The following is a 23,876-nucleotide window of genomic DNA, read 5'->3' as shown; positions in this document are numbered from 1 at the left end:
CACCGAGTGAACGCGGAAGAGTTGAGTCTGCCCCGCTCGCGGCAGGCGAACGAGCGGTTGCACGCCATGGTCCCCGGGGGCGCGCACACCTACGCCAAGGGCGACGACCAGTACCCGGAGAACCTGGCCCCGGTGATCAGCCACGGCAGCGGTGCCCACGTGTGGGACGTCGACGGCAACCGGTACATCGAGTACGGCTCGGGCCTGCGGTCGGTCAGCCTCGGGCACGCCCATCCCCGGGTGACGGAGGCCGTGCGGCGCCAGCTCGACCGGGGCAGCAACTTCGTCCGGCCGTCCGTCGTTGAGGTCGAGGCCGCGGAGCGCTTCCTGGCTACGGTGCCGACCGCCGAGATGGTGAAGTTCGCGAAGAACGGTTCCGACGCCACCACCGCCGCGGTGCGCCTGGCCCGCGCGGCCACCGGGCGGTCCCGGGTGGCCGTCTGCGCCGACCATCCGTTCTTCTCCGTCGACGACTGGTTCATCGGCACCACTCCGATGTCCGCCGGCGTTCCGGCGGCGACCGACGAACTCACCGTGGCGTTCCCGTACGGGGACCTGGCCGCCACGGAAGATCTGCTCACCCGGTACCAGGGCGAGATCGCCTGCCTGGTCCTCGAGCCCGCCACCCACACGGAGCCGCCGCCCGGGTACCTCGCCGGTCTGCGCGAACTGGCCGACCGGCACGGCTGCGTGCTGGTCTTCGACGAGATGATCACCGGCTTCCGCTGGTCGGAGGCGGGCGCCCAGAGCCTGTACGGTGTCGTCCCCGACCTCTCCACGTTCGGCAAGGCGCTGGGCAACGGCTTCGCCGTCTCCGCGCTGGCCGGGCGACGGGAGCTGATGGAGCGGGGCGGGCTGCGTCACTCCGGCGAGCGGGTGTTCCTGCTGTCCACCACCCACGGTGCCGAAACGCACGCGCTGGCGGCCGCGATGGCGGTGCAGGCCACCTACGTCGAGGAGGGCGTCACCGCGCGGCTGCACGCCCTCGGGGAGCGGCTGGCCACCGGTGTCCGCGAGGCGGCGGCCGGTATGGGCGTCGGCGACCACGTCGTCGTCCGGGGCCGGGCCAGCAACCTGGTCTTCGCCACCCTCGACGAGAACCGGCGGCCCTCCCAGCAGTACCGCACCCTGTTCCTGCGCCGGCTCCTCGCGGGCGGGGTGCTGGCCCCGTCGTTCGTGGTGAGCAGCGCGCTCAGCGACACCGACATCGATCAGACGGTCGACGCCGTGGCGCAGGCCTGTGCGGTGTACCGCAAGGCGCTGGACGCCGCCGACCCCACCCCCTGGACGGGCGGCCGAGCGGTGAAGCCGGTGTTCCGCCGCTCGGCGTGACGTGAGGCGAACGGCGGCGGAGGGACGACGTGACCGGGCGTGGCGTCAGCGGCACTCCTGCCGACCGGCGCCGGCCCTCCGGTCGGCTCTCCGGTCGGCCGGCCGGTCAGCCGTCCCGTCGGCCGGCCCTTCAGCCCTCCGGTCGGCCGACCGGTCGGCTCTCCGGTCGACCAGCCGGTCAGCCGTCCGGTCGACCAGCCACACGGTCACCGGCAGCACCGCCAGCGCGGTGCACCAGCCGCCGAGGGTGTCGGTCGCGTAGTGCGAGCCCAGGGCGACCTGCGCCCAGCCCATGACCGCGCCGGCCACCAGCCCCGCGGCGAACACGAACGGCACGCCGGCCGCTCTGCCGAGGCCGAGCCGGCCGGTCGCGAGCAGCGACACCATGAGGGCCATCGCGGTGAGGAAGGCGGTGTGCCCGCTCGGGTAGGACAGGTTGTCGCCGTGTATGGTGCGTCCCACCACGGGCTTGAGCAGTGTCGTCGTCCCCACGGTCAGGCCGGCGCCGGTCACGACGAACACCGCCGCGCGCGGGTGCCGCAGCAGCAGACAGCCCGTCACGACGGCCGCGACCAGCAGCACGGCTCCCACGGGCTCCCCCAGGAAGTCCGTGACCAGAGCGACGTGCCGCCACGGCGGCCCCACACCGTCCACCGCCGCCCAGATCCGCGCGTCCGTCGTGCCCGGCTCGCTGTCGTCGGCGTACGCGGCCCCGGAGACGACGACCACCAGCGCGGCGAGCGACGCGGTCAGCCCGAGCCACATGCGCGTCGACGGGGGCAGCAACGGCGCCGGCCGGCCGGTCGCACGCCCACCGCCCCCGGGGGACCTGCGGTACTCTCCCACGTCCTCGTCCACTCCCCCGTGTCGCCCGGCTCACGGGCGGTCCCCACCGATCACCCTCGGGCCGAAGCCACCGTAGTCGCTCCCGCGGACCTGATAACAGCCGGTTCGGGCCATTGGGCAAAGAGTGCCGTGAATTGCTCGGCGGTGTCCCAGAACTCCCCTCGCGCCCGGGGCCGTAGGCTCGGCCGGTCCTACGGCTTCCGGGCCATCACGGCGGCGATGAGGTGCTCCCAAACGGTCAACGCCCGCTCACCGCCGTCGTTCCACGGTGTACCGGCCCTCTCGGCACGCCACAGGGGCGCCGGCACTATCCCCGGCTCCAGGATCTCCAGACCGTCCAGCAGGGCCTCGATCTCCGCGTCGGTCCGCCACCGGCCGCGGCCGAACGTCCCCTGGAGGACCTTCTCGGCCTCCGCCGTCTCCGGGTTGTTCCCGGACCGGAAGTGGCTGACGAAGAAGCAGCTCCCGGAGGGCACTTGCTCGCGCCAGTAGCGGACGATCCCGGCGGGATCCTCGTCGTCGTTGACGTGGTGGAGGATGGCGCTGAACATGACGGCGACGGGACGGTCGAAGTCGATCAGCTCCAGGGTGTCGGGGTGGTTCCTGATCCCCTCGGGATCGCGTACGTCGACCGGTACGACCCGCGTCCGGTCGTTCTCCTCCAGCAGCGCCCGCCCGTGGACCAGCACTTGGGGATCGGTGTCGACGTACACCACCCGGGTGTCCGGCACCCGTCGTTGCGCGACCTGGTGCACATTGTCGGCGGTGGGCAGGCCGCTGCCCAGGTCGATGAACTGCCGCACCTCGGTCGTCGTCACGATCTCCCCCACCGCCCGGGTCAACGCCGCGCGATTGGCGAAGGCGATCGCCACCGAACCGGGAAGGTCACGTTTGAACACGTCACCGATCTCCCGGTCCACCGCGTAGTTGTCCTTGCCGCCGAGCAAGTAGTCGTAGACGCGGGCGATACTGGGCCTGGTGCTGTCGATGGAGGAACTCTCTCCCGTCATGGCACCCATCTTCTCCCCCGACGAGCCGCCCCGACCACCGTTTCTTTGACCTTGACACGGTGACAAGGTCTTCACTGGCTGCCGAGGAGGTGGTTCCGATGACCACGACCAGACAGGACACGGATCCGATGCGAGCGCTCGAGGGCCTGGAGGACGAGCGTGCCTCCGTGCGGCTGCGGGCGGCCCTGGCCGTCGGTACGACGCCGGACCCGCGCTTCGTCGACAAGCTCGTCGAGCGATCCGCGATCGAACCGGAGTTCTTCGTCCGCGACATGCTGACCTGGGCACTCACCCGCCACCCGGTGTCCATGACGCTCCCCCCGCTGATCCGTGAAGTCCGCTCGCAACGCCCGCAGGCACGGAGTCAGGCGCTGCACACGCTGTCCAAGATCGGGGATCGGCAGGCGTGGCCGGCGATCACGCGGGCGGTGCTGTCCGACGCGGACGAGGAGGTGGCGCGCAGCGCCTGGCGGGCCGCGGTCGTACTCGTCCCCGAAGGCGAGGAGGCCGCCCTGGCCGCCGTGCTGGCGACGCAACTGGGGCGCGGCGACCGGGAGACGCAGCTGAGTCTCAGCCGGGCACTGGTCGCGCTGGGCGAGGCGGCCGTGGGGGTGCTGGAGGCAGCGGCGAGCGCGCCGGCCCCGCCCGTGCGTGCGCACGCCCTCGCCACACAACGGCTGCTGCGGGACCCCGGTGCCGGGTTCGAATCGGCGATCGAGGAGGCGAAGCGCGTCGTGGCCCTCGGCGGGCCGGGGCCAGGGGGACGATAGAACGTGTTGATCGGTGAGGTGGCGCGACGGTCCGGGGTCAGTGCCCGCATGCTCAGGCACTACGAGTCGCTCGGCCTGGTACGGCCCTCGGGCCGTACCGGATCGGGCTACCGGGAGTACTCCCGGGAGGACATCCGGCGGATCTTCCACATCGAGAGCCTGCGGTCGCTCGGGCTGTCGCTGCGGGAGATCGGTCGCGCGCTCGACGAGCCCGGCTTCGCACCCTCGGCACTCGTCGACGACCTCGTCCGACGGACACGCGAACGCATCGCGGCCGAGACCGAGTTGCTCACCCGGTTGCGCCGGATCGATGCCGCGGGCCCGGCCGGCTGGGAGGACGTCCTCCAGGTCGTCGCGCTCCTCCAGGCGCTGGGCTCGAAGAGCGCGGACGCCCGCCAGCGTGCGGCCCTCTCCTCGGTCCACGAGGCCGTGGTGCCGGTGGAGGCCCTGGTCGAGGCGGCACTGAGCGAGACGGATCCCAACGTCGCCGGAGCCCTTCGCTGGGCGCTGGCGCGATCGGGCGACGACGGCACGGCCCTGCTGGCGGAGGGTCTCGGCTCGCCGGTGGCCGCGGTGCGGGAGCGTGCCGTCCAGGCCCTTGCCGAGCTGCCCGGCGTCGAGGCCGCCGCACAGCTGCGGCACGCCCTCGACAGTCCCGACGCCGTGGTTCGCGGGTACGCGGCGCTGGCGCTCGGGACGCGTGGAGTGGGCGATGCGGTCCCGACGCTCATCGACATGGTGGTGCAGGGGAGGAACGACACCGACGCGGCCGACGCCCTGAGCGTGCTGGCGAGCGACGCCGCGACGGCGGACCGGATCGCGGCGGTGCTCGTCGGCCGTCTCGACCACGACACCGTCGAAGCGGCCGCCCGCGGCCGGCTGACCCAGGCGCTGGCGGGCATCCCCGGTGCGAGGGCGTCCGGTGCCCTGGTGGAGCTGTCCGAGGACGAGGACCGTGCCGTCGCGGTGACCGCGGCCTACCTTCTTCGGCTGCGCGGCGAGCGGTGACGCCGCTTGGCGCGGGACCGCGTGCGGCACGGTCGAAAAGACGTCGACAGCGCCGCTGCGTGCCGGGAAGAATGCCCGTCCGTGACGAGCAGCGAACTGTGGACCCGTGAGACCGCCGACCGCTACGACGCCGAGGAGACCGAGAATTCCTCGGCCGCCGTCCTCGGGTCGACCCTCGACTTCCTCACCGAACTCGCCGGAGACGGCCGGGCGCTGGAGTTCGCCATCGGAACCGGACGCGTGGGCGTCCCGCTGCGGGAACGCGGTGTGCCGGTGGCGGGCATCGAGCTCTCCGAACACATGGCGTCGGTCCTGCGGCGCAAGGCCGACGAGGAGACGCTGCCGGTGTCCCTCGGGGACATGGCCACGACCGTCGTCCCCGGCGAGTTCACCCTGGTCTATCTGGTCTACAACACCATCACGAACCTGCTCACACAGGACGAGCAGGTCGAGTGCTTCCGTAACGCGGCACGCCATCTGCGCCCCGGCGGCCGGTTCGTCATCGAGCTGGGCGTGCCGCCGCTGCGGTTCCTGCCGCCCGGACAGGTCGCGGTCCCGTTCGACGTCTCCGAACGGCATCTGGGCTTCGACACCTTCGACCTGGTCGAGCAGATGCTCGTGTCGCACCACTTCACCCGCGACGGTGACGACGGCGCCTACCGCCGCGACAACTCCCGGCACCGGTACGCCTGGCCGGCGGAGCTCGACCTGATGGCGCGGATCGCCGGCCTCGAGTTGGAGCGTCGCGTCGGGGACTGGGACGGGAGCCCGTTCACCCAGGACTCCCGGAAGCACGTCTCCGTGTGGCGCAAGCCGGCCTGAGGGGGTGGGGGCTCCGCCGTGCGGCGGAGCCCCGGTCGGCCGACGGCGCCGCCTCAGCGGTCGCCGGCGAACCAGTCCCGCTGCGGGACCTTGGCCGCGAGCGCGCCGCAGTTCGAGCCGTAGTTCCAGGCCTGGAGGTTGCCGATGACGCCGCCCCACTCCACGCAGGCGCCGCGCGCGAACGCGTACACCGGCCCGGCGTACGAGCGGTAGTCCCCCGCGTCGGTCTGGTCCTCGCCGCTGTCGACGTTGCGCACGTAGGCCACCATGTACGTCGGTGTGCCCGTCTTGTTGCGGATGGTCACGGTGCAGTTCTTGCCCGTGGACGAGTTGTAGGTGAGGTACACCGTGCCGGTGGTACCGATCGGCATGGAGTTCACCACCTTGTAGCCGGAGCCGCAGACACCGTTGTACGACGCGGTCGCACCGGCGGTGGCCGCGCCGGCGGCGGGAGCCGTCACCAACAGCCCCGCCCCGATGGCCCCGACGGCGGTCAACGTCGCCCCCACGGCTTGCATGGAACGCTTCATGGCACCTCGATCCGTGAATCGACTGGCCTCCCCATGGTGTTGCTGAAGCCACCTGTTGAGACCTTTGCGCCCCTTCGGGGGTTGTACGCCGTTGACGGAAGTTTACGGCCGTTCGCGAAGAAGATCGGCAGAGTCCCCTCCGGCTGCCGGGACCGGCATCGCCAGGTGTGCGAGGTCTCCCGGTGGGGGCGTGCTGACGGGCCACAGCGGGGCGGGCGTGCCGTCGGCGACCGCGGCCGGGGCGTCGGTCAGCCGCATGCGTTCGCGCAGGCGGCCGTAGAAGTCCATGGGCCCCAGCCGCACCGCCCGCAGTCGGCGGGGAGCGGCGTAGACGCCGAGCCAGTCGCCCGGATCGAGTACGCCCCGCAGTTGCCCGTCGATGCTCACGGCGGCCCGGCCCGACCGTTCGAGGACCCGCAGCCCGACGGGCTCGTCCGGTGCGGTGACCACGGAGCGGTCGAACGTCATGTGCGGGGCCACCGCGGTGAAGACGAGCGCTTCCGCGCGGGGCGAGACGACCGGGCCGCCCGCGGCGAAACTGTAGGCGGTGGAGCCGGTCGGGGTGGCCACGAGCAGCGCGTCGGCGGAGTACGAGGCGAGCAGCCGGCCGGCGATGTAGACGCCGACGGAGACCTGCCGGTCCCTCGACAGCTTCTCGAGGACCACGTCGTTGAGGGCCGTGACGTTCAGCGCGATGCCCCATTCGTCCCCGCTCTCGCAGTCGGTACGCACCCGCGGGGGCGGCAGCAACGGTCCTCGCCCGTACCGCAGGAGCGCCTCCATCTCCGCCGGGATCTCCAGCGGCCGGGAGGCACGCAGAGTGAGCAGCATGCGGCTCTCCGGTTCCAGGCGATCGCCCTGGACGGCGTCGAGGGCGGAGCGCACCGCGGGCGCGGGGACCTCGGTCAGGAATCCGACGCGGCCCAGGTCCACGCCCAGGATCAGGGCGTCGTTCTCCGCCGCCAGCCGTGCGCCGCGCAGGAAGGTGCCGTCACCGCCCAGGGTGACGACGAGATCCGGGTCGCCCGCCGCGTCCACCTCCTCCCGGGCGCTGCGCCGCCCCCCGCCGCTCCAGACGTCGATGTCCGTGCAGACCGCGGCGTTCTCCTCGCACCACTCCCGGACTTCCCGTGCCGCTTCGGCGGCGCCTTCGCGGCCACCGTGGACCACGAGTCCGACCCGCTCGATCGTCACCGCTGCCTCCCTGCTCCCGGACCGTGTCCCCGGAACCGCGATCGACGAAATACTCGCCGACCGTCATGGCGGGGTGGGCATCGACATGCCGGGGCGGCCCTCCCCCGTCCGGTGAGTCGCGCGTCAGGTACCGAGTAGGTACCATGCCGGTATGCCATCACTCAACGTGACCTTCACCGAGGAAGAAATGGAAGGCGTGCGTGCCGCCGCCGCGGCCGAGGGCAAAAGCCTCAAGCAGTACATGCACGACCTCGGTGTCCGCGAGATGCAGCGCAAGCGGTTCGTCGCCGGCGCCGCCTCGTGGGCGGACCGGCTGCGCGCCGAGTTCGACGAGGCGTTCCCGGACGAGATCCCCCCGTCCCAGCGCGGCGAGGGAGTCACCGCCGCCTGATGAGCGAGCCCCTGTACATCGATGTCCCGTGGCTCCTGGACGTCCAGGACGCCGCTCTCGACAACGAGGACGTGTCGGTCACGGACTACTCGGCCCTCGTCGCGGCGGTGGCCCGCCACAAGACCCGCATGCCGACCCTGGCCGCGTCCAACCCGGACAGCGCCTGGCGGGCGGCGGCCCTCCTGCACACCGTCGTGCGTCTCGAACCGCTTCCCCACCGCAACAGCCTCTTCGCGGCTTTCGTGACCGGTCAGTACATGGACCAGTCCGGTGAAGGAATCGACCCTCCCTACGGGGCCCTGTCGGACCTGATCAGAAAGGTCCGCGAGACCCGGCTGAGCATCTACGACGTGGCCGAAGCGCTCCGTTCCTGGCGCATCTGACGCGCGCGGCCGTCACATCCCACGCCAGATGTTGTCGAACGCCGCCTCCTCGATGCTGCGACGCTGCCGGGTGGCGGCCAACTCCACCACGGCGTCGTTCACGGCGGCGAGAACGGCCGCGAGCCCGTCGTCCTCCGGGTCCGCCACCTGATCGGCCGCCTGGTGCCGGATGCCCACCGCGGCCGCGAGACCCACCAGCACGGGATCGCCGCCGGACCAGCGGTCGGTGGCGCGCCGACGGGCCGACGCATCGGCCGGGACCGGGGCCGTCCGGTCGGCAGTACGCCGTACGTTCCATCGCGGGCGCCTGCGGCCACCGTCGTCCGCGCCCGCCGCGGCGAGGTACCGCGCCGCCAGGCCGTCTCCCCGGCGCCACAGCCAGTCCTCCACGGACTCGGCCGGCTCCTGGCCGACCAGGGTCGCCGCCGCGTCGAGCAGCGCGTCCCCGGACCGCGTCGGCGACACCGGCCGCAGGAGGAGACCGTCCAGCGCGACCGTCCCCGCTTCCAGCAGGTCGATCAGTTCGGCTCCGGCCAGTGCCAGCGACAGGTCGCCACGCTCGACCGGGTAGTCGGAGGGAACCTCGAGAGAGACGATCGTCAGATCGTGCGCTGTGGTCATGGCGGAAGCTCCACATCTGTCACATCTGCTGCGGTACACCGGCCGCGATCCGGGTCAGCCTACCCACGACCGCAGCTTCTCGGGGTTGCGGACCGCCCAGATGCGGGTGACGCGGCCTTCGGCGACCTCGAACGCGGCCACGGTCATGACGACGCCGGCGCGCCGGGCCACGAGGCCCGGTGCCCCGTTGACCGACTGCTCCAGGAGTTCGAGTCCCGGGGCCTTTTCGGCGATGGCGGCCATGTACTGGGCGATGCGGGCGCCGCCCTCGACCGGGCGCAGGGCGGCGCCGGCCTTGCCGCCGCCGTCGGCGGTCATGACGGCGGCCGGGTCGAGGAGGTCGACCAGGGCCGCGATGTCCTTGGTCTCCCACGCCTGTTTGACCTGCCGCACCACGTCGGTCCGCTCGGCCGTCGCCGTCGTCGGAGCCCGCGCGGCACGCACCCGGCGCCGGGCCGACGCCGCGAGCTGCTTGCAGGCCGCGGGGGTCCGCCGGAGGATGCCGGCGATCTCGGCGAACGGGTAGCGGAAGACGTCGTGCAGTACGAAAGCCACCCGCTCGGCGGGTGTCATCGACTCCAGGACGACCAGGAAGGCCATGGACACCGATTCGTCCAGGACCATCTGGTCGGCGGGATCGGAGCCGGGGCCGTGGTCCCGTTCGGCGTGGTCGGGGAGCGGGTCGGGCAGCCATGCGCCGACGTAGCGTTCGCGCCGGGCCCGCGCCGAGCCGAGCACGTCCAGGCAGATGCGGCCGGTCACGGTCGTCAGCCAGGCTCCGGGGGCCACGATCTCGTCCTGCCGGTCGGGGGGCAGCGCGTACCAGCGCGCGTAGGCCTCCTGTACGGCGTCCTCGGCCTCGGCCAGCGAACCGAGCAACCGGTACGCGACATTGATCAGTTGGCGCCGTTCACCGACCGTCTCGTCGGTGCTCGTCCCAGCCGTGCCCATGCCCGACCGCCCCCTCGCCTTACCTTTCGCCGACCCGTGTCGTCGGGCTGGTGAGAGCTTATCGATCTACTGCCCTCCGGGGCGGAAAAGGGGACCGTGACATGGCAACCCAGGCGACGGCGCAGCGCCGGTTCTCGTTCCTGCAGATCGCGATCGCCCTGCAGACACTGACCATCTTCCTCCAGGCGGTCTCCGCCGGACTGCTGCTGACCGCGTCCTACGGAGAGACGCTGCACAGCGTCGGGGCGCGGGTGATGTACGCGGCGTCGATGCTGTACGTGATCGCGGCGATACTGGCGTGGAAGCCGGGCGGTGGCCCGGTCACGCCCGTCTGGCACGCCTCCGGCTTCCTCGTCCTCGCCTCGGTCCAGGTGGTGCTCGGCATCGCGCACGTTCCGTCGGTCCATCTGCCTCTGGGCGTCCTGATGTTCGGACTGAGCGTGCTGGCGCTGGCGCGGCGCCGAACGCTCGCGTGAACGGGGGATCAAGCCCGCTGCCGGGCGTGGCGGAGGCAGGAGGCGGCCACCACGAAGGGCCACAGCGACTGGAAGCACGTCACGACGCGTTCGGCGACGCCGGCGTCGCCGTGTCGCCGCATCTCGATCAGGAACCACACGCCTCCGACGGCCATCAGGGTCGTCGCGACGAGCGAGGGCGCGAGACGCAGCGCCCAGGGAGCGGCCGGTCCGCCGTCGACGGCCAGCACCGGCCACACCGCCAGGAGCGTGAACCCGACCACCACCACGGCTCCGTGGCGCAGGGAGCCCCCGCTGCTGGGTGCGGGAAGCCCCACCAGGACCAGCGCGGCGAGTCCGCCGCCGCCCAGCGCGACGCGTCCGGCGGTGGCGGCCGCCCGCAGCCCCCAGGCGGTCAGCAGGTGACAGACGCCCAGGGCCAGGAACGCGGCCGTCATCACCCAGAACCCGGCGGCCCCGTAGGCCCCCAGGACGCTGATCGTCTGGGTGACGGGGTCGTAGGAAGGCCCTTCGAACCGCGCCGCGCCGGTCCAGCCCGCGATCAGCAGGACGGGTGCACATCCCGACGAGAGCAGGACCCATCTGGGTACACATCGCATCGGATCACCATAAAACGCGGAACCGGGGCCATCGCGCTCACTCGGGCGGGTTGAGCCTGCGCCAGTACGTCCAGCTCGTCTCGTTCGGCTCGCTCCACTTCTCCGGGGCCCGGGCGAACTCCGGGTGGTGGTCGGCGATGCAGGCACGGGTCCGCTCGGGGACCTCGGTGTAGGCGCCGAGCTTGCGGCCCCGGCAGTGATAGGTGAGACCGCCCGGTCGTTGGCCGCGGGCCATCCACGGGGCCCATGGGGACATCCGGGTCCACGACATGGTGGCCGGGACGCCGGGGGCCGGGCCGGCCAGGTCCGCGCGGTGGGCGAAGAACTGGAAGAGCTCCAGGGCCCGGTACGTGTCGCCGGCCGAGTGCAGGGGGTACTGCGCCACCGGCAGGGGCGAGGGGTAGGCGAGCGGGATCTCGAGGCTGAAGCAGACCTGTCCGTCGAGGTCGGTCGTCGGCACCGGGAAGGGGCGCCATTTCTGGTTCGCCGGGTCGTTCCAGATATGCTCCACCGGCAGGTCCCGCCAGGTCTCGAGGATCTCGCCGGTGACGGGGTCGAGGTAGAAGGCGGCCTCCCGGCTGAGCAGCCGGTAGGCGTCCGGGCCGTCCTCGGCGTCGTGGACCAGGCGGGCGACGTTGACGCCCTCGAAGCCGAAGACGCGCTCGTAGGGTTCGTCGGGAGCCCACGAGTACACGCTTCCGGACCACCAGTACGTGACTTCCTCACCGTCGAGGGAAGCCCGGGTGCGGGCGAGAGAGCGGAGCGACTGTGCGGGTGTCGTCATGGGAAGTACTCTGCGCGACGGTCACCCGGGCCGGGCGGCATACGACGCGCCCAGCCCCGGAATCGGCCGGAAGCAGCCGTTCCGGGACTGGGCGCGTCGCGTTCGGCCGGGGGCCGGTGACGGCGCCGGGGTGCGGTGCGCGGCGTTTCCGTCGTCGTACCGGCAGAAGCGTTCGCGGAAGGCCGCACGCAGGATGGCGGCCTCGGTACCGCGCCGACGACCGCTGCGGAAAGTGTCGATGAGCTCGTCCTCGGTCGTGACGACCGCTCCGGCGTGCCGCCGGGGCGCCGGAGAGGAGGTCGAAGGTGATACCGCGGACCTGGACGCAGATCTCCCAGTCGTCGGCGTATATGACGATGGGTCGGTCGAGGTGGGCGTGGTCGAAGGTGATGGACGAGTACTCGGCGACGAGCGCGTCCGCTGCCGGGCAGAGGTCCTCGACGGAGGGTGGCGGGCACGTCGATGACGGCGCCCCGTTCGGCGAGGTCGCTCAGCTCCGGGGCCAGGTCGTAGACGTAGTGGGCACGGACGGGCAGGACGAAGTCGTCGCCCGGGGCCTTGACCGGGCGGGCCGGATCGAAGGAGGGCGTCCAGCTCGTCCGGTGGTCGCGGTGCGTCGGGGACGAGTTCCCTGGCCTTGTCGTGGACGGCGAGCGGGTTGCGGGACGGCAGCCGGTCTCAGTACGAGGTGCAGACGGCGCGGCGGGGGTGCTGGCGCGGTAGAAACGTTGTACGAAGCGGTGAATGCGCAGAGCGGTGGGGAACCGGCGCCTGTCTCGCTCCGAAGCGATGAATTCGGGCCGCGGATCGGGTCGACCCTGTATGACTCACATCATCGCGGACATCTCGATCTCCCTCGACGGCTACGTCACCGGACCCGACCCCGGCCCGGAGAACGGTCTGGGCACCGGCGGCGAGGCGCTGCACACCTGGGCGTTCTCCGACGACCCCGAGGAGCGCCGGATCGTGCGCGAGACGACCGCCCGCTCCGGCGCCGTCCTCCTCGGCCGCCGGCTCTTCGACATCGTCGACGGGCCCGGCGGCTGGGACGACACCGTCGGCTACGGCGCCGCGGAGGTCGGCAGACCCCCGTTCGTCGTCGTGACGGGCTCGGAGCCGGAATCGGTCCGGCTCACCGGCCTCGACTGGACGTTCGTCACGACCGGCCTGCCCGACGCCGTCACCGTCGCCCGCGAGCGTGCCGAGGCGGCTTCGGCGGACCGTGGCAGGGACCTCGACGTCGTCCTGATGGGCGGCGGCGCCCTGGTCGGCTCGGCGCTCGACGCCGGACTGGTCGACGTGCTGTCGCTGCACCTCGCGCCGGTCGTGCTGGGCTCCGGAACACCGCTGTTCACCGGCGGGACACCGCGCACACTGGTCCGGCGGAGCGCGAACCCGACGCCGAACGCCACACATCTGGAATACGAGGTGCGCCGAGGAGGGGTGTGAAGTGGACCCCGGTACGGCCATTGACGAGGGTGGGCCGTGCCCCTACGGTGCCCTCACCGCACGACCCGCGATCGGTGCCGAGGGCCCCCGGGGGGATGGTGGCAGGGCGATGAAGGCAATGGTCCAGGAGAGGTTCGGCCCGCCGGACAGCCTGCGGCTGAGGGATGTCGACCGCCCCCGCGCCGGGGCCGGTCAGGTGCTGGTGCGCGTGCACGCCGCCGCGGTGAACCCCTACGACTGGCACATGCTGCGTGGGGACCCGTACGCGGCGCGGCTGTCGGGAGGCATGGGGCTCACCCGGCCGAAGCACCGGGTGGCCGGGATCGACGCGGCCGGGGTGGTGGATCAAGTCGGCGCGGGCGTACAGGGGTTCAGCCCCGGCGATCCCGTACTGGGCTTCTGCCCGGGAGCCTTCGCCGAGTACGCGTGCACCACGGCACCGCTGCTGGTGCCCAGGCCCGCGGGCCTCTCCTTCGAGCAGGCCGCGGCAGTGCCGATGGGCGCGGTGACCGCCCTGCGCGGCATCCGGACCGTGGGCCGGGTGCGGTCCGGGCAGCGGGTGCTGGTCAACGGGGCGGGCGGCGGAGTGGGCACCTTCGCCGTGCAGCTCGCGGCGGTCCTGGACGCGGAGGTCACCGGGGTGTGCAGCGCCCGCAACACCGACCTGGTGCGTTCACTGGGCGCCGCCCACGTCCTCGACTACGCACGGGAGGACTTCACCGAGGGACGCGAGCGCTACGACGTCATCCTGGACAACGTGGGCAACCACCCGCTGGGCCGGCTGCGCCGGGCGCTCGCCCCGGCGGGCGTCCTGGTGGCCAACGGCGGCGGCTCTCCGGGCCGCGTGTTCGGGGCCATCGGCGCCATGGTGAAGGTGACGGCGGTCAACGCGGTCACGCGGCAACGGCTGCGCCCGATCCTCCCGGCGACCCCGGACGGGCCGGCCCACGAGGACCTGCTCGCCGTCACCGCGCTCGTCGAGGCCGGGCAGGTCACGCCCGTGGTCGGCCGGACCTTCGCCCTGGCCGGCACCGCGGAGGCGGTACGGCACGTCGAGGAGGGCCACGCCTGCGGCAAGACCGTGATCACCGTGCCGTGAACGTCCCTCATCCGCAGGCGCCGAGCCCGCGCTTCAGTGGAAGCCCGTGCGCGGGGCCGTGACCTCGACGGTGTCCTTCACCAGGGCCAGCGCCGCTCCCACCGGGCTCGACCGTCCGCCGCTCACGGTCACCTGGCCCGCGTCGGGACAGCCGAAGACCACGGCCTTCTCGGGCCCGGTCAGCGCGTGCAGCGGGTCCCCCGGCTCCGTCTCCTCGAGCCGTACGTGCACGACGCCGGGCTCGGCCTCCGACGCACCGGCGACCGCCCGCAGCCGACGGGACCGGGATGCCGCCTCCAGGGCCCGGCCCGCGGTGGCCCCGTCGACCGGCTCCGCCCGCACGCGCACCTCCGACGGGTCCCACCCCCAGGCCAGCGCGGCCAGCAGCCGCACCTTGGTGGCGGCGTCCTCGCCCGACAGGTCCGCCGAGGGGTCCGCTTCCGCGATGCCCCGGAGCCGCGCGGCACGGATCGCGTCGCTCAACGTGTCGCCTTCGGCGAGGCGATCGAGCACGAAGGTGACGGTGCCGTTGGGGCAGGCGCGGATCGACCGGCAGTCCAGGCCGCGCAGGGACGTGCGCGCCAGGTCGCCCGCCGGGAGCGCCGCACCGGTGGCCCCGGAGATCCTGATCAGGCTGCCGCCCGCCCGGGCGGCCTCGTCCAGTTCCCGCCAGTGCGTGAGCAGGTGGCTCTTGGTGGCCGTCACCACGTGGATTCCCCGGCGCAGCGCGGTCACGGCCTCCTCCGCCGCACGCTGCCGAAGTTCGGGTGAGGACGGGACGGCCTGGACGAACACCCGCGCGCGCGTGCGGTCGAACGTCTCGTCCAGCGGCCTCGCGGGACCCCACTGCGAGCGCGGCGGCACCGACCCGTCGGCGCCCGGCCGGCACTGGGCCGAGCTCGCGCGTACGGCAGCCACCCGCGGCCGTACGCCGTGACGGCGTGCGAGCGCTGCGCCGTCCCGGGCCAACCGGTCGGCGAACGCCTGCCCGACCGGGCCGTACCCGGCGAGGACCACAGGGGTCCGAGTCGCTTCAGTCGCTTCACCCATGGACCCGGGATCCTCTCACATCACCTGTCCGCGACCAGGGCGGTCACCCTCCCGGAGGTGGTGGGGGACGAGGACCCGGGTGCCCCCGGCAGGGAGTCGGTTCGAGGGGGACGACGGGCCAGTGGTCAGATGCCCGGGTAGACGGCCAGCCTGCCGCACATGCCGAAGCGCCCGCGCGCCGCGGGTCCGGTCGCGGACACCCGGGCGGCGGTCAGGTGTGTGTCGTCCTTGCCGCGCAGTGCGGCGAGTTGGGCCCGGGTCGCCTCCGCGGCGGCGTGCGCGCCCTCTCGCCATCGCCGCTCCCACGCGTCCAGCCGGGGCCGCACCAGCTCGGCCGCGGCCCGCTGGAACGCCGCCAGCGGCTCCGGATCGCCGTTCTCGGTGGCCTCACGGAGTTCGAGGAAGCGCCTGGTCGCCAGGTCACGGCGGACGCGAGCGGCCTTCGCCTGTTCGGCGTCGGGCACATCGGCGGGAAGGCGGACCGCCCCGGCGTACGTCTCGGGATCGGCGAGCAGGTCCTGGGGCAGGGTGAGGACGGCGTCGCCCGCCTCGGGCAGGCCGCTGTTCTGCATCACGACGGTGATCTCCAGGCCCTGGTCGTTGACGAGGCGGTGGATCGTGCCGGGCGTGAACCAGGCGACCGTGCCCGGCTCCAGGGGCGTCTCCTCGAAGCCCGAGGTGGTGAGGGTCTGCACCGCGCCCCGGCCCGCCGTGACGACGTAGCCCTCGCCGCACGTGAGGTGCAGGTGGGGTGTGCCCCCGCCGGGAAGTCCCTCGACGGTCGGCCAGTCGTACACGGTCAGGCGGGACACGCCCACCGCGGCCGGGAAGCCGTGGTACGTCGCGCTCACCACGCGAGTCCCTCCAGGTGCGCGGCGACCCGCGCGCGGTCCCAGGCGCCGTCGGCCACGACCACACGGTAGGTCCGGGCGAGGGTCTCGCCGGGCGGCAGCACCAGTTCCTCGTGGAAGGCCCAGGACGGTGCGACGGCGGCGAAGGGGTCGCTGCGTACGAACCAGTGCGCGGGGTGGGTGCCCTTCTCGCCCGAGTGGTCGTTGGACGGGGCGTGTTCGAAGACGAGCGTGGCATGGCCGTCCCGCCCGTCGTGCTCGCCGACATAGGCCAGCCAGGGCGACTGGGAGCCCATCGCGTCCCCCTCGGGCGACACGGCGGACGCGGAGGACACGACGGACTCGCCGGTCGCGCCTGACTCGGCCGGTTCCGCGGTGAAGACCCGGCCGCCGCGGAAGGCGCGCGGGCCGCGCCAGAACAGTCCGGTGTAGCCGGCGGCGGGGCGTCCGTGGGTGGTCGGGCTGCCGAACCTCAGTGGTTCGGCACGCCGGTTGGTCACCGCCGACGTCCAGACGAGCGTCCAGCTGCCGCGCTCCGGGTCGACGTCGTGGACCTCGATGCGGCGCTCCTCCTCGGCCCACAGTTCGCCCCCGTGCGGGTGCCAGGTCAGTCTCTCGGCGATGACGGCGCGGTCTCCCTCGGCGCCGGCCTCCTCGAAGGCCACGTGGGCCATCGAGCCGACCCTCTCCGGCAGCGCGAGGTAACCCTCGCCGTGCACGTAGGTGTTGCCGCCCCACAGGTTCTGTCCGGACAGGTGAGAAGCGGTCAGCTGGAGGCCCTTGTGCCAGCGGTGGTCGTTGGGCCGGTAGTCCGTGACGAGTGCGCCGGACAGGGTCCGGACCGGGTGGAGGTACGGCTTGGGCGCCTCCCAGTCGGCTTCGGGACGGTACACGTAGGAGAACAGCTCGGTGCCGGCCGCCCCGTGGGCCACGGTGACGCGGTCGCCGTGGACATGGGTGAGTGAGAGCGTCATGCGTGGTCCTCTTCCTCGCGCGGGGGGCGGCCGGCCTCGGACGCGGATGCCGGCACCACCTCGTAGCAACCGCTTACCGTCATGGCGTTCCCACGTTCTAACCGGCGCGCCTCCGTAAGGTCAACCCCCAACGACCTGCGACGCGCCGGCGGGCCCGCTGCACCGCCTGGCCGTGTGGGCACCGGCGGGGGCAAAGACGAGTGCCCTCCTCGAGAGCACTCTCGCTCGGCGAGACACCGGGGCGCACGCCGTGCCGCCCTACGCTTTTCGACCATGGAAATCCCGAGACGACTCATCGAACTCAGGCATGCCGTCGAGGCCGCGGACAACCGTTACCGCAGCAACAGGGGCGAGAACGCCACGGTCGCCCTGGCTGTCTGGTCCGACGCCACCGCCGCCCTCGCCCAGGGCATCGCCGCCTACGCCGACGAGACCGGCGTCCCGCACCACGAGGTGGAATCGGCCGTACAGCGCGCGGCAGGGCGACGCGCTCCCGCCGACTGAGCGCTCCGGGCGCGCCGTTGACAGTCCTGGCTAATGGCAGTAGCTTTTAGTTAATGTCGTTAGCCCGACTGGGGAGTGAGACATGACCGAGTACCTTGCTGTCGACGGCGGCACGATCGCGTACGAGGTGACGGGGTCGGGCCCACTGATCGTCCTCGCGCACGGCATGGGGGACAGCCGCGCCGCGTACCGTGCCGTGATCCCGCAGCTGGTGGCCGCCGGTCACCGGGTCGCCGCGGTGGACCTGCGCGGCAGCGGCGAGTCCGGCGTCGACTGGCCGGAGTGGAGCCGCACCGCCATCGCGGGTGACCTGCTCGCCCTGATCCGTCACCTGGGCGGCCCTGCCGTACTGGTCGGCCACTCGGTCTCGGGCGGCGCCGCCACCATCGCCGCGGCACGGGAACCCTCGCTGGTCACCTCGGTCGTCGAGCTGGCACCGTTCACCCGCAAGCAGTCGGTGCGCCCCGGCGACCTGCGGGTGAGGCGGTTCCGGCGGGGCATGCTGCGACTGATCGCCACGGGCGTGTTCGGCAGCCTGCGACTGTGGCGCTCCTACCTCGACGTGGCGTACCCGGGCGTGAAGCCGGCCGACTGGGCCGAGCGGCTCGACCGCATCGAGTCCCTGCTGCGCGAGCCGGGCCGGATGAAGGCCATGCAGGGCATGGGGCGCAGCGCCCCGACCGACGCCGGAGCCCAGCTCGGCAATGTCCGCTGCCCGGTCCTGGTGGTGATGGGCACCCTCGACCCGGACTGGGCCGACCCGCACGCGGAGGGTTCGGCGGTCGTCGATGCCCTGCCGTCCGGGCTCGGCCGCCTGGAGATGATCGAGGGCGCCGGTCACTACCCGCACGACCAGTTCCCCGACGAGGTGGTCTCGCTCGTGCTCGCCTTCCTCCGCTCGGACGCCGCCCGTGCCTAGGGCGGGCCTGGATCCGGCGGCCGTGGTCGCGGCCGGTGCCGCCCTGGCCGACGAAGTGGGCTTCGCCAACCTGACGATGGGCCTGCTGGCCGAGCGGGTCGGCGTACGCACCCCTTCCCTGTACAAACACGTGAGCGGCCAGGACGACCTCAACCGGCGGATCGCGGTCCTCGCCCTGAACGAGGCCGCCGACGCCGTCGGTGGCGCGGTCCAGGGCTACGCGGGCCGTGACGCCCTGGCGGCCGCGGCGCGCGCCTTCCGCGCCTTCGTCCTGACACACCCCGGCCGGTACGCCGCGACGATCGGCCAGGAACCGTCGGGGCCGGAGGACCCCCTGACCACCGCGGGACAGCGGCTGCTCGGCGCGTTCACCGCGGTCCTGCGCGGCTACGACATCGACGACCGCGACGTGAACCACGCCCTGCGCCTGCTCCGCAGCCTCTTCCACGGCTTCGCCGCGCTGCAGGCCTCGGACGGCTTCCAGTGGAGCACCGACGTCGACGAGAGCTTCGAGTGGCTCATCGCCTTCGCGGACCGGGGCCTGCGCACCCTGTGACACCAGCGCCGCGCACCCCCTTCGGCGCACCCGCCGGGACGAACGCGCCCGGGTGGGACGGGGTACGGGCGGGCTCCCTGCGCGCGGACGTCGCACCCGACGGCGTCACCGCGATGCTGCGCGGCGTGTTCCTCCCGACGGCCGCCGACGACGAGCCGGAGCGCACGCACCGCCTGCTCGACCTCGTCGTCGACGCCCTTCGCCCGCCCGGGAGTTCGGGACCCGGGCCGGTGGGTCACCGGCGGGCCGAGGCCGCCAGCATCGGGAGCGAGACGATGTCGGCGAGGGCCTGCTGGCCGGCGATGTTCGCGTGGACCCCGTCACCGGTGTCGTACGGCGGGTGGATGCTGTTCGGTCGTACGGGGTCTTCGAGCACCTGGTCGAAGGGGAGGATCCCGTCACAGGTGCCGCCGCAGCTGTTCCACTTCGAGACGAAGGTACCGACGGCGTGCCGGTCGCGGTTGTGCTGGTCGGTGTAGCCCGGGCGAGGGGTGATGGGCGTGACGTACACCTGGACGCCCGCGGCCCGCAGTCGCCGGAACACCTCGCGGTAACTCGCCTCGATCTGCGCGGCGTCGCAGCCGGCCGGGAGGTCGTTGGTTCCGTAGTAGTAGAGGACCCCCGTGACCCCGTGCAGGGAAAGGACGTCGCGTTCCAGCCGGGCGGCGGCGTCCAGGCCTCGGACGGACTCACCGATGCCCGGGCAGGTCGCGGCGCTGGTGGTGCCGCCGATGCCCGCGTTGGCGACGGCGAACTGCCGGGTGGGAGGCAGCTCGGAGGTGATGCGCCGGGCGAGGTCGTCGGTCCACCTCAGGTCGGCTCCCGGGCGGCTGCAGTCCGGCCCGCAGTTCGTCGACCCGGTTCCGTCGACCACTGAGCTGCCGTAGGCGACGAGGCTCCCCCGCAGGCGCGGGTTGCGCACGTCGACCGCGCTGACCAGGAGGGTGGAGCCGGTCGTCCCGGTGAACGCGGTGCCGCCCGGGTCGGCGGTGTGGTCGCCCGAGCCGGGCGGGGTCAGGTAGTTGGTGCGGAAGGCGCTGTCGTGCCGTCCCGGAACCACCGTGCCGGAGACGGAGAGCGACACCGCGATGTCGTCCTGGGCGGCGGTCCTCAGTGCGGTGGTGTCGCTCCACACCTCACCGCCGGGCGGGACGACGACCCGCCGCCTGCCGTCGAACGTGACAGGGCGCGGGCGCCCTTGCGTCGCGGCGTCCTGGCCGTCGCTGTGAGCCACGGTCGCCGCGTCGACGGTGAGCGGTGCCTCGCCGAAGGTGTTCTGGACGCGTATCCGGACCGCGTCACCGCCCTGGCTCAGGTGGGTGATCATGCGCATCGACTGGTCGCGCAGCGGGGTGGGCGCGAGGCCCTGCTGTGAGGCGGCCCAGGACGTGAACCAGGCGTTGCTCCCGGGGTGACGGTCCGGCCCGGTGCCGGCGGGAGCGGCGGCGGTGCTCGCGGACGCGGCGAGGACGGAGGACGCCAGGGTGAGGGCCAGGGTGGCCGCGACGCCTCTGGCCAGGGGCGCCCGGGCGGTGGTGAGTGCTCGGGCAAGGAATCGGTGCATCGGTGCCTGCCTTTCCGACGTGGCTGGACGGGTGCGGGACTGGATCCTCCCCGGCCCTCCCCCGGCTCACGCCACTCGAGGCACCGCGGCCTCTCGCGCAACGTGAACACCCCGACTCCGCGTCCCCGACGCGGTGTTGCGCAAGCCGAACGCGCCGACGTCCCGCCCGTGGGGCGAGCGGCGAGGGCAGCCATGGACAGCCACCGACCCGCTGTGACGTGATCCCCGCGGCGGAACGGCCCTGCTTGGCGTGGTCACCGGGCGATTCCGGGCAGGCGCTGCGGCGTCTGGACCGCTCGGACCGATCATGAGCATCGCGGTTAGTAATGAATACCGTTTTCATGTAGCGTCGAGGTCCAACGCACGGCTCCGCCGCTCCCCGAGCGCGCGCGGAGCCGTCCGGCCGTCTGCCGAAAGGACCCTTCCCATGGCCGTTCCCAAGCGCAAGATGTCCCGCAGCAACACCCGCCACCGCCGGGCCCGGTGGAAGGCGAGTGCACCGGCCCTGGTGCCCGTGACGGTGAACGGGGTGACCCTGCGGGTTCCGCCGCACCTGGTGCCGGCGTACCGGCGCGGTCTCCTGCGCCCGGAGGGCTGACACTCCTCCCCCGCGTTGCAGGCGTGCGGGCCCCGGCGGAGACTGGCCATGAGCGACGGCGGCCGGAGAGGGCCTGGGCGATGGGCGACTACGCGGACCTTCCTGGGGTCAGGACCTGGTACGAGACCGAGGGGACCGGCGAGCCGCTGGTCCTGCTGCACGGCGGTCTGTGCACCAACGACACGTGGGGGGCGCAGCGCTCCGATCTCGCCGCCGCGTACCGCGTCTTCCTGCCCGAGCGGCGCGCGCACGGCCACACCCCGGACGTGACGGGTCCCCTCGCCTACCGGGACATGGCCGAGGACACCGTGGCGTTCGTCGAGACCGTCGTGGGCGGCCCCGCACACCTGGTCGGCTGGAGCGACGGAGGGATCGTCGCCCTGCTCGTCGCCGTCGCCCGGCCCGACCTGGTGCGCAGGGTCGTGGTGATCGGGGCCGACTTCCGTCCCGCCACCGAGTGCTTCGCCGAGCCCGGCATGCTCGACGCGATGACGCCCGAGGGACCGGACCTGGCGTTCTTCCGCGAGATGTACGAGGCCGTCTCGCCGGACGGTGCGGACCACTGGCCGGTGGCGGCGGCGAAGGTGCTCGACATGTGGCGCACCCAGCCGACGCTCACCACGGACGAGCTGGCCCGCATCCAGGCGCCCACGCTCGTCATGGCCGGTGACGACGACCTGATGACGCTGGAGCACACGACCGCCCTGTACCGCGCCGTTCCCGGTGCGCAGCTCGCCGTCGTGCCCGGAGCCTCCCACCTGGTGCCGCTGGAGAAGCCGGCCCTGGTCAACGGGCTGATCCGGGACCACCTCACCCAGGACGAGGTCGAAACGATGCTGCCCGTCAGGCGGGCGCCCGCGCGCACCGAGTGACGCGACGTCAGTGGCGCGGAGCCACGGGAGCCACCGGGTCGAGGGCCAGTGCGGCGAAGGTCGCCAGCCAGTGGTCGGTGGTGAAGTCACCGCGCTCCACCGCCGGCATGCCCGCCGCGAGATGCGCCCCGGCCGCCTCGTCCAGGCGGGCGCGGGCCGGGCCGTCGGGCAGGGCGTCGGCGAGTGACCGCAGGGCCGCGGCCCTGCTGAGTGTCAGGCCGAGCAGATGGCCGATCTGCGGGTCGGCGTGGTCGGAAACGACCGGCACCTCCAGCAGCGCGCAGGGGGCACCGGTCCGGAGCCCGGGCAGGAAGCGGTCGAGCCACGCCGCGAGCCGCTCGGGCGCCAGGACCCTGCGCATCGCGTCGGCCTCGGTGAGCGCCGGGGACAAGAAGTCCTGCCCCGACGGTTCCCAGTGCGCGGGCGCGTCGTGGTCGTCGGCGAACCAGCTCAGCAGGCGGTCCCGCACGGCCCGGTCGGTCCCGGCCGACAGTTCGCCGGAGTCGAGTGCGAGGCCCAGCGCGAAGGCGCTGTTGGGATGGTTGCCGTGGCGTACGGGATAGGTGGCCTTGGGCAGCCAGTCGGCCAGCAGACCGTCGACGGCGTCCACGGCGGGCTTCAGTGCCCCGGTCCAGCGTTCGCCCTCCGCGCCCCCGTGTGCCCGGCACTCGGCGGCGAGCGCGAGCAGCCACGCCCAGCCGTAGGGGCGCTCGAAGGACGGGCGGTCGCGCAGGTAGGCGGCCTCGGTGGCGAGGTTGCCGGGGGTGAGGTGCCGGTCGAGCACGGCGACGGCCGCATCGGTGTCGGGGAGCGCGGGGGTGCCTCCGTGCCGGCGGAGCAGGCGGACGAGCAGCCAGTGCATGTGCACCGAGGAGTGCCAGTCGTACGCGCCGTAGAAGGCGGGGTGCAGGGAACGGGGTTCGAGGTGCTCGTCGGCAGAGGTGATCAGGTGGGCGGGGAAGTTGGGGTACTCGCGGGTGATGTTCGCCAGGGCGAGCTGGGCGAAGGGGGCCGCGTGGGCGCTGAGCGGCATCAGTGGGTGGCTCCTTCGGTGACCTTCAGGTCCTGCTCGGCGGGGGTGCGGGTCGCGGTGGCCAGCAGGGCGCGCAGGCCGTGGGCGACGGTGGCGGACGGGAGGGCGGGTGCGGTGCCGTCGGGCACCTGTTCCGGCGCCCAGGGCACGTGCGCGAACCCGCCGCGTATGTGCGGGAACTCGGTGGCGATGAGATGGCCGAGGCCGTACGCCACGTGATTGCAGACGAACGTGCCGGCCGTGTTGGAGACGGCGGCCGGGACGCCGGCCTCGCGCATCGCGGCGACGCACGCCTTGACGGGCAGGGTGGAGAAGTAGGCGGCGGGGCCGCCCGGGACCACCGGTTCGTCGATGGGCTGCCCACCGGCGTTGTCGGGGATGCGGGCGTCGTCGACGTTGATGCCGACGCGCTCCACGGTGACGCCCGGGCGTCCGCCCGCCTGGCCCAGGCAGAGCACCAGGTCGGGGGCCTCGGTCCGGATCGCGTCGCGCAGGGCGTCGAGGGACTCACCGAAGACGCAGGGCAGTTCGGCGGCGGTCACCGTCAGCCCGGCGGGCGGTTCGGCGGCCACCAGGGACGCCGCCTGCCAGGACGGGTTCACGCGCTCGCCGCCGAAGGGGGCGAAGCCGGTGATGAGGACACGGGTCATGGGCGTTCCTTGCCTTGCGGTTCGGGTCGTACGGGTGCCG

29 protein-coding genes and 1 pseudogene are annotated in these 23,876 nt (G+C 73.0%); 14 read left to right on the top strand and 16 right to left on the bottom strand.

Annotated features, from left to right (window positions below; all coding sequences use genetic code 11):
• Positions 1-6: 6 nt before the first annotated feature.
• Entirely contained in the window at positions 7-1,332 is a 1,326-nt protein-coding gene (locus ABS735_RS16965) for a glutamate-1-semialdehyde 2,1-aminomutase (RefSeq protein ID WP_373906195.1), read from the top strand.
• A gap of 45 nt (positions 1,333-1,377) precedes the next feature.
• Here the strand turns inward: ABS735_RS16965 and ABS735_RS16960 are convergent, their stop codons facing one another.
• Together ABS735_RS16960 and ABS735_RS16955 are read right to left on the bottom strand one after the other, a co-directional pair.
• Positions 1,378-2,097 (bottom strand): phosphatase PAP2 family protein, encoded by a 720-nt coding sequence (locus ABS735_RS16960; RefSeq protein ID WP_373905334.1) that lies wholly within the window; start codon positions 2,095-2,097, stop codon positions 1,378-1,380.
• A 272-nt stretch (positions 2,098-2,369) separates the two neighbouring features.
• Entirely contained in the window at positions 2,370-3,188 is an 819-nt protein-coding gene (locus tag ABS735_RS16955) for an SAM-dependent methyltransferase (protein WP_373905335.1), read from the bottom strand.
• A 98-nt stretch (positions 3,189-3,286) separates the two neighbouring features.
• On the opposite strand from ABS735_RS16955, the gene ABS735_RS16950 reads away from it, so the two are divergent.
• The 3 genes from ABS735_RS16950 to ABS735_RS16940 all read left to right on the top strand — a co-directional run bounded on the left by ABS735_RS16950 (position 3,287) and on the right by ABS735_RS16940 (position 5,788).
• Positions 3,287-3,958: a HEAT repeat domain-containing protein gene (locus ABS735_RS16950; protein ID WP_373905336.1), complete on the top strand. Its 672-nt coding sequence runs from the start codon at positions 3,287-3,289 to the stop codon at positions 3,956-3,958.
• A 3-nt stretch (positions 3,959-3,961) separates the two neighbouring features.
• Complete coding sequence (locus ABS735_RS16945) at positions 3,962-4,966, top strand: HEAT repeat domain-containing protein (RefSeq protein ID WP_373905337.1); 1,005 nt, start codon at positions 3,962-3,964, stop codon at positions 4,964-4,966.
• An 81-nt stretch (positions 4,967-5,047) separates the two neighbouring features.
• Positions 5,048-5,788 carry a class I SAM-dependent DNA methyltransferase gene (locus ABS735_RS16940; protein WP_373905338.1) on the top strand — a complete coding sequence of 247 codons (741 nt, stop codon included), beginning with the start codon at positions 5,048-5,050 and terminating at the stop codon, positions 5,786-5,788.
• 53 nt (positions 5,789-5,841) lie between these two features.
• Here ABS735_RS16940 and ABS735_RS16935 read toward each other — a convergent pair whose 3' ends face one another.
• Entirely contained in the window at positions 5,842-6,306 is a 465-nt protein-coding gene (locus tag ABS735_RS16935) for a spore-associated protein A (RefSeq protein WP_373906196.1), read from the bottom strand.
• A gap of 114 nt (positions 6,307-6,420) precedes the next feature.
• A complete protein-coding gene (locus ABS735_RS16930; RefSeq protein WP_373905339.1) occupies positions 6,421-7,512 on the bottom strand; it encodes an NAD(+)/NADH kinase in 1,092 nt (363 codons plus the stop codon).
• 151 nt (positions 7,513-7,663) lie between these two features.
• On the opposite strand from ABS735_RS16930, the gene ABS735_RS16925 reads away from it, so the two are divergent.
• Positions 7,664-7,903 carry a hypothetical protein gene (locus ABS735_RS16925; protein WP_164457822.1) on the top strand — a complete coding sequence of 80 codons (240 nt, stop codon included), beginning with the start codon at positions 7,664-7,666 and terminating at the stop codon, positions 7,901-7,903.
• On the top strand, positions 7,903-8,286 hold the full coding sequence (locus ABS735_RS16920) for a toxin Doc (RefSeq protein ID WP_153176160.1): 384 nt from the start codon (positions 7,903-7,905) through the stop codon (positions 8,284-8,286). The genes ABS735_RS16925 and ABS735_RS16920 overlap by 1 nt, the downstream gene beginning before the upstream one ends.
• A 12-nt stretch (positions 8,287-8,298) precedes the next feature.
• Here the strand turns inward: ABS735_RS16920 and ABS735_RS16915 are convergent, their stop codons facing one another.
• The gene (locus tag ABS735_RS16915) at positions 8,299-8,907 is read right to left on the bottom strand and encodes a GPP34 family phosphoprotein (RefSeq protein WP_373905340.1); all 609 of its coding nucleotides are present in this window, start codon (positions 8,905-8,907) and stop codon (positions 8,299-8,301) included.
• Between the two features lie 54 nt (positions 8,908-8,961).
• A complete protein-coding gene (gene sigJ / locus ABS735_RS16910; protein ID WP_373905341.1) occupies positions 8,962-9,858 on the bottom strand; it encodes an RNA polymerase sigma factor SigJ in 897 nt (298 codons plus the stop codon).
• 101 nt (positions 9,859-9,959) lie between these two features.
• On the opposite strand from sigJ, the gene ABS735_RS16905 reads away from it, so the two are divergent.
• Entirely contained in the window at positions 9,960-10,334 is a 375-nt protein-coding gene (locus ABS735_RS16905) for a hypothetical protein (protein WP_373905342.1), read from the top strand.
• An 8-nt stretch (positions 10,335-10,342) separates the two neighbouring features.
• Here ABS735_RS16905 and ABS735_RS16900 read toward each other — a convergent pair whose 3' ends face one another.
• The 4 genes and pseudogenes from ABS735_RS16900 to ABS735_RS16885 form a co-directional block, all read right to left on the bottom strand.
• Positions 10,343-10,933 (bottom strand): DUF998 domain-containing protein, encoded by a 591-nt coding sequence (locus tag ABS735_RS16900; protein ID WP_373905343.1) that lies wholly within the window; start codon positions 10,931-10,933, stop codon positions 10,343-10,345.
• A gap of 37 nt (positions 10,934-10,970) precedes the next feature.
• Positions 10,971-11,717, bottom strand: a complete 747-nt coding sequence (locus ABS735_RS16895; protein WP_373905344.1) for a DUF1838 family protein — start codon at positions 11,715-11,717, stop codon at positions 10,971-10,973.
• 21 nt (positions 11,718-11,738) lie between these two features.
• Positions 11,739-11,957: a hypothetical protein gene (locus tag ABS735_RS16890; protein WP_373906197.1), complete on the bottom strand. Its 219-nt coding sequence runs from the start codon at positions 11,955-11,957 to the stop codon at positions 11,739-11,741.
• 100 nt (positions 11,958-12,057) lie between these two features.
• Positions 12,058-12,108 (bottom strand): annotated as a pseudogene (locus ABS735_RS16885) (hypothetical protein); the annotation flags it as partial.
• A gap of 431 nt (positions 12,109-12,539) precedes the next feature.
• Between ABS735_RS16885 and ABS735_RS16880 the strand changes: the two are divergent.
• A complete protein-coding gene (locus ABS735_RS16880; RefSeq protein ID WP_373905345.1) occupies positions 12,540-13,166 on the top strand; it encodes a dihydrofolate reductase family protein in 627 nt (208 codons plus the stop codon).
• Positions 13,167-13,275: 109 nt separating this feature from the next.
• On the top strand, positions 13,276-14,265 hold the full coding sequence (locus ABS735_RS16875) for an NAD(P)-dependent alcohol dehydrogenase (protein ID WP_373905346.1): 990 nt from the start codon (positions 13,276-13,278) through the stop codon (positions 14,263-14,265).
• 33 nt (positions 14,266-14,298) lie between these two features.
• Here the strand turns inward: ABS735_RS16875 and ABS735_RS16870 are convergent, their stop codons facing one another.
• From ABS735_RS16870 to ABS735_RS16860, 3 genes are all read right to left on the bottom strand, one after another.
• Positions 14,299-15,315, bottom strand: coding sequence for a homoserine dehydrogenase (locus tag ABS735_RS16870; protein ID WP_373905347.1), 1,017 nt, complete (start codon positions 15,313-15,315; stop codon positions 14,299-14,301).
• 125 nt (positions 15,316-15,440) lie between these two features.
• Complete coding sequence (locus ABS735_RS16865; RefSeq protein ID WP_373905348.1) at positions 15,441-16,169, bottom strand: cupin domain-containing protein; 729 nt, start codon at positions 16,167-16,169, stop codon at positions 15,441-15,443.
• A complete protein-coding gene (locus tag ABS735_RS16860; protein WP_373905349.1) occupies positions 16,163-17,140 on the bottom strand; it encodes a DUF6807 domain-containing protein in 978 nt (325 codons plus the stop codon). The genes ABS735_RS16865 and ABS735_RS16860 overlap by 7 nt, the downstream gene beginning before the upstream one ends.
• A 273-nt stretch (positions 17,141-17,413) precedes the next feature.
• Between ABS735_RS16860 and ABS735_RS16855 the strand changes: the two genes are divergently transcribed.
• The 3 genes from ABS735_RS16855 to ABS735_RS16845 all read left to right on the top strand — a co-directional run bounded on the left by ABS735_RS16855 (position 17,414) and on the right by ABS735_RS16845 (position 19,119).
• On the top strand, positions 17,414-17,644 hold the full coding sequence (locus ABS735_RS16855) for a hypothetical protein (RefSeq protein ID WP_373905350.1): 231 nt from the start codon (positions 17,414-17,416) through the stop codon (positions 17,642-17,644).
• An 82-nt stretch (positions 17,645-17,726) separates the two neighbouring features.
• Positions 17,727-18,563, top strand: a complete 837-nt coding sequence (locus ABS735_RS16850) for an alpha/beta fold hydrolase (protein WP_373905351.1) — start codon at positions 17,727-17,729, stop codon at positions 18,561-18,563.
• Positions 18,564-18,585: 22 nt separating this feature from the next.
• The gene (locus ABS735_RS16845; RefSeq protein WP_373906198.1) at positions 18,586-19,119 is read left to right on the top strand and encodes a TetR/AcrR family transcriptional regulator; all 534 of its coding nucleotides are present in this window, start codon (positions 18,586-18,588) and stop codon (positions 19,117-19,119) included.
• A 235-nt stretch (positions 19,120-19,354) separates the two neighbouring features.
• Here ABS735_RS16845 and ABS735_RS16840 read toward each other — a convergent pair whose 3' ends face one another.
• Positions 19,355-20,683 carry an SGNH/GDSL hydrolase family protein gene (locus ABS735_RS16840; RefSeq protein WP_373905352.1) on the bottom strand — a complete coding sequence of 443 codons (1,329 nt, stop codon included), beginning with the start codon at positions 20,681-20,683 and terminating at the stop codon, positions 19,355-19,357.
• A gap of 427 nt (positions 20,684-21,110) precedes the next feature.
• On the opposite strand from ABS735_RS16840, the gene rpmF reads away from it, so the two are divergent.
• Together rpmF and ABS735_RS16830 are read left to right on the top strand one after the other, a co-directional pair.
• Positions 21,111-21,281, top strand: coding sequence for a 50S ribosomal protein L32 (gene rpmF / locus ABS735_RS16835; protein WP_373905353.1), 171 nt, complete (start codon positions 21,111-21,113; stop codon positions 21,279-21,281).
• An 80-nt stretch (positions 21,282-21,361) separates the two neighbouring features.
• Complete coding sequence (locus tag ABS735_RS16830) at positions 21,362-22,153, top strand: alpha/beta fold hydrolase (protein ID WP_373905354.1); 792 nt, start codon at positions 21,362-21,364, stop codon at positions 22,151-22,153.
• Positions 22,154-22,160: 7 nt separating this feature from the next.
• Here the strand turns inward: ABS735_RS16830 and ABS735_RS16825 are convergent, their stop codons facing one another.
• Complete coding sequence (locus tag ABS735_RS16825) at positions 22,161-23,186, bottom strand: DUF2891 domain-containing protein (protein WP_373905355.1); 1,026 nt, start codon at positions 23,184-23,186, stop codon at positions 22,161-22,163.
• Entirely contained in the window at positions 23,186-23,836 is a 651-nt protein-coding gene (pcp, locus tag ABS735_RS16820; protein WP_373905356.1) for a pyroglutamyl-peptidase I, read from the bottom strand. The genes ABS735_RS16825 and pcp overlap by 1 nt, the downstream gene beginning before the upstream one ends.
• Positions 23,837-23,876: the final 40 nt, after the last annotated feature.

Origin of the sequence: Streptomyces sp. MMCC 100, from assembly GCF_041538145.2 — a bacterium.
Classification (GTDB): domain Bacteria; phylum Actinomycetota; class Actinomycetes; order Streptomycetales; family Streptomycetaceae; genus Streptomyces.
The sequence above is the reverse complement of the archived record's forward strand: the minus strand, read 5'-3'. Positions and strand labels throughout refer to the sequence as shown.

Bases quoted from the DNA above. Each gene is read 5' to 3' on its own strand.
- ABS735_RS16955 (WP_373905335.1), bottom strand. From the start codon at position 3,188: ATGACGGGAGAGAGTTCCTCCATCGACAGCACCAGGCCCAGTATCGCC.
- sigJ (WP_373905341.1), bottom strand. From the start codon at position 9,858: ATGGGCACGGCTGGGACGAGCACCGACGAGACGGTCGGTGAACGGCGC.
- ABS735_RS16855 (WP_373905350.1), top strand. From the start codon at position 17,414: ATGGAAATCCCGAGACGACTCATCGAACTCAGGCATGCCGTCGAGGCC.
- pcp (WP_373905356.1), bottom strand. From the start codon at position 23,836: ATGACCCGTGTCCTCATCACCGGCTTCGCCCCCTTCGGCGGCGAGCGC.
- ABS735_RS16880 (WP_373905345.1), top strand. From the start codon at position 12,540: ATGACTCACATCATCGCGGACATCTCGATCTCCCTCGACGGCTACGTC.
- rpmF (WP_373905353.1), top strand. From the start codon at position 21,111: ATGGCCGTTCCCAAGCGCAAGATGTCCCGCAGCAACACCCGCCACCGC.
- ABS735_RS16830 (WP_373905354.1), top strand. From the start codon at position 21,362: ATGGGCGACTACGCGGACCTTCCTGGGGTCAGGACCTGGTACGAGACC.
- ABS735_RS16895 (WP_373905344.1), bottom strand. From the start codon at position 11,717: ATGACGACACCCGCACAGTCGCTCCGCTCTCTCGCCCGCACCCGGGCT.
- ABS735_RS16840 (WP_373905352.1), bottom strand. From the start codon at position 20,683: ATGCACCGATTCCTTGCCCGAGCACTCACCACCGCCCGGGCGCCCCTG.
- ABS735_RS16925 (WP_164457822.1), top strand. From the start codon at position 7,664: ATGCCATCACTCAACGTGACCTTCACCGAGGAAGAAATGGAAGGCGTG.
- ABS735_RS16900 (WP_373905343.1), bottom strand. From the start codon at position 10,933: ATGCGATGTGTACCCAGATGGGTCCTGCTCTCGTCGGGATGTGCACCC.
- ABS735_RS16920 (WP_153176160.1), top strand. From the start codon at position 7,903: ATGAGCGAGCCCCTGTACATCGATGTCCCGTGGCTCCTGGACGTCCAG.
- ABS735_RS16850 (WP_373905351.1), top strand. From the start codon at position 17,727: ATGACCGAGTACCTTGCTGTCGACGGCGGCACGATCGCGTACGAGGTG.
- ABS735_RS16905 (WP_373905342.1), top strand. From the start codon at position 9,960: ATGGCAACCCAGGCGACGGCGCAGCGCCGGTTCTCGTTCCTGCAGATC.
- ABS735_RS16860 (WP_373905349.1), bottom strand. From the start codon at position 17,140: ATGACGCTCTCACTCACCCATGTCCACGGCGACCGCGTCACCGTGGCC.
- ABS735_RS16950 (WP_373905336.1), top strand. From the start codon at position 3,287: ATGACCACGACCAGACAGGACACGGATCCGATGCGAGCGCTCGAGGGC.
- ABS735_RS16960 (WP_373905334.1), bottom strand. From the start codon at position 2,097: ATGTGGCTCGGGCTGACCGCGTCGCTCGCCGCGCTGGTGGTCGTCGTC.
- ABS735_RS16875 (WP_373905346.1), top strand. From the start codon at position 13,276: ATGAAGGCAATGGTCCAGGAGAGGTTCGGCCCGCCGGACAGCCTGCGG.
- ABS735_RS16870 (WP_373905347.1), bottom strand. From the start codon at position 15,315: ATGGGTGAAGCGACTGAAGCGACTCGGACCCCTGTGGTCCTCGCCGGG.
- ABS735_RS16825 (WP_373905355.1), bottom strand. From the start codon at position 23,186: ATGCCGCTCAGCGCCCACGCGGCCCCCTTCGCCCAGCTCGCCCTGGCG.
- ABS735_RS16935 (WP_373906196.1), bottom strand. From the start codon at position 6,306: ATGCAAGCCGTGGGGGCGACGTTGACCGCCGTCGGGGCCATCGGGGCG.
- ABS735_RS16915 (WP_373905340.1), bottom strand. From the start codon at position 8,907: ATGACCACAGCGCACGATCTGACGATCGTCTCTCTCGAGGTTCCCTCC.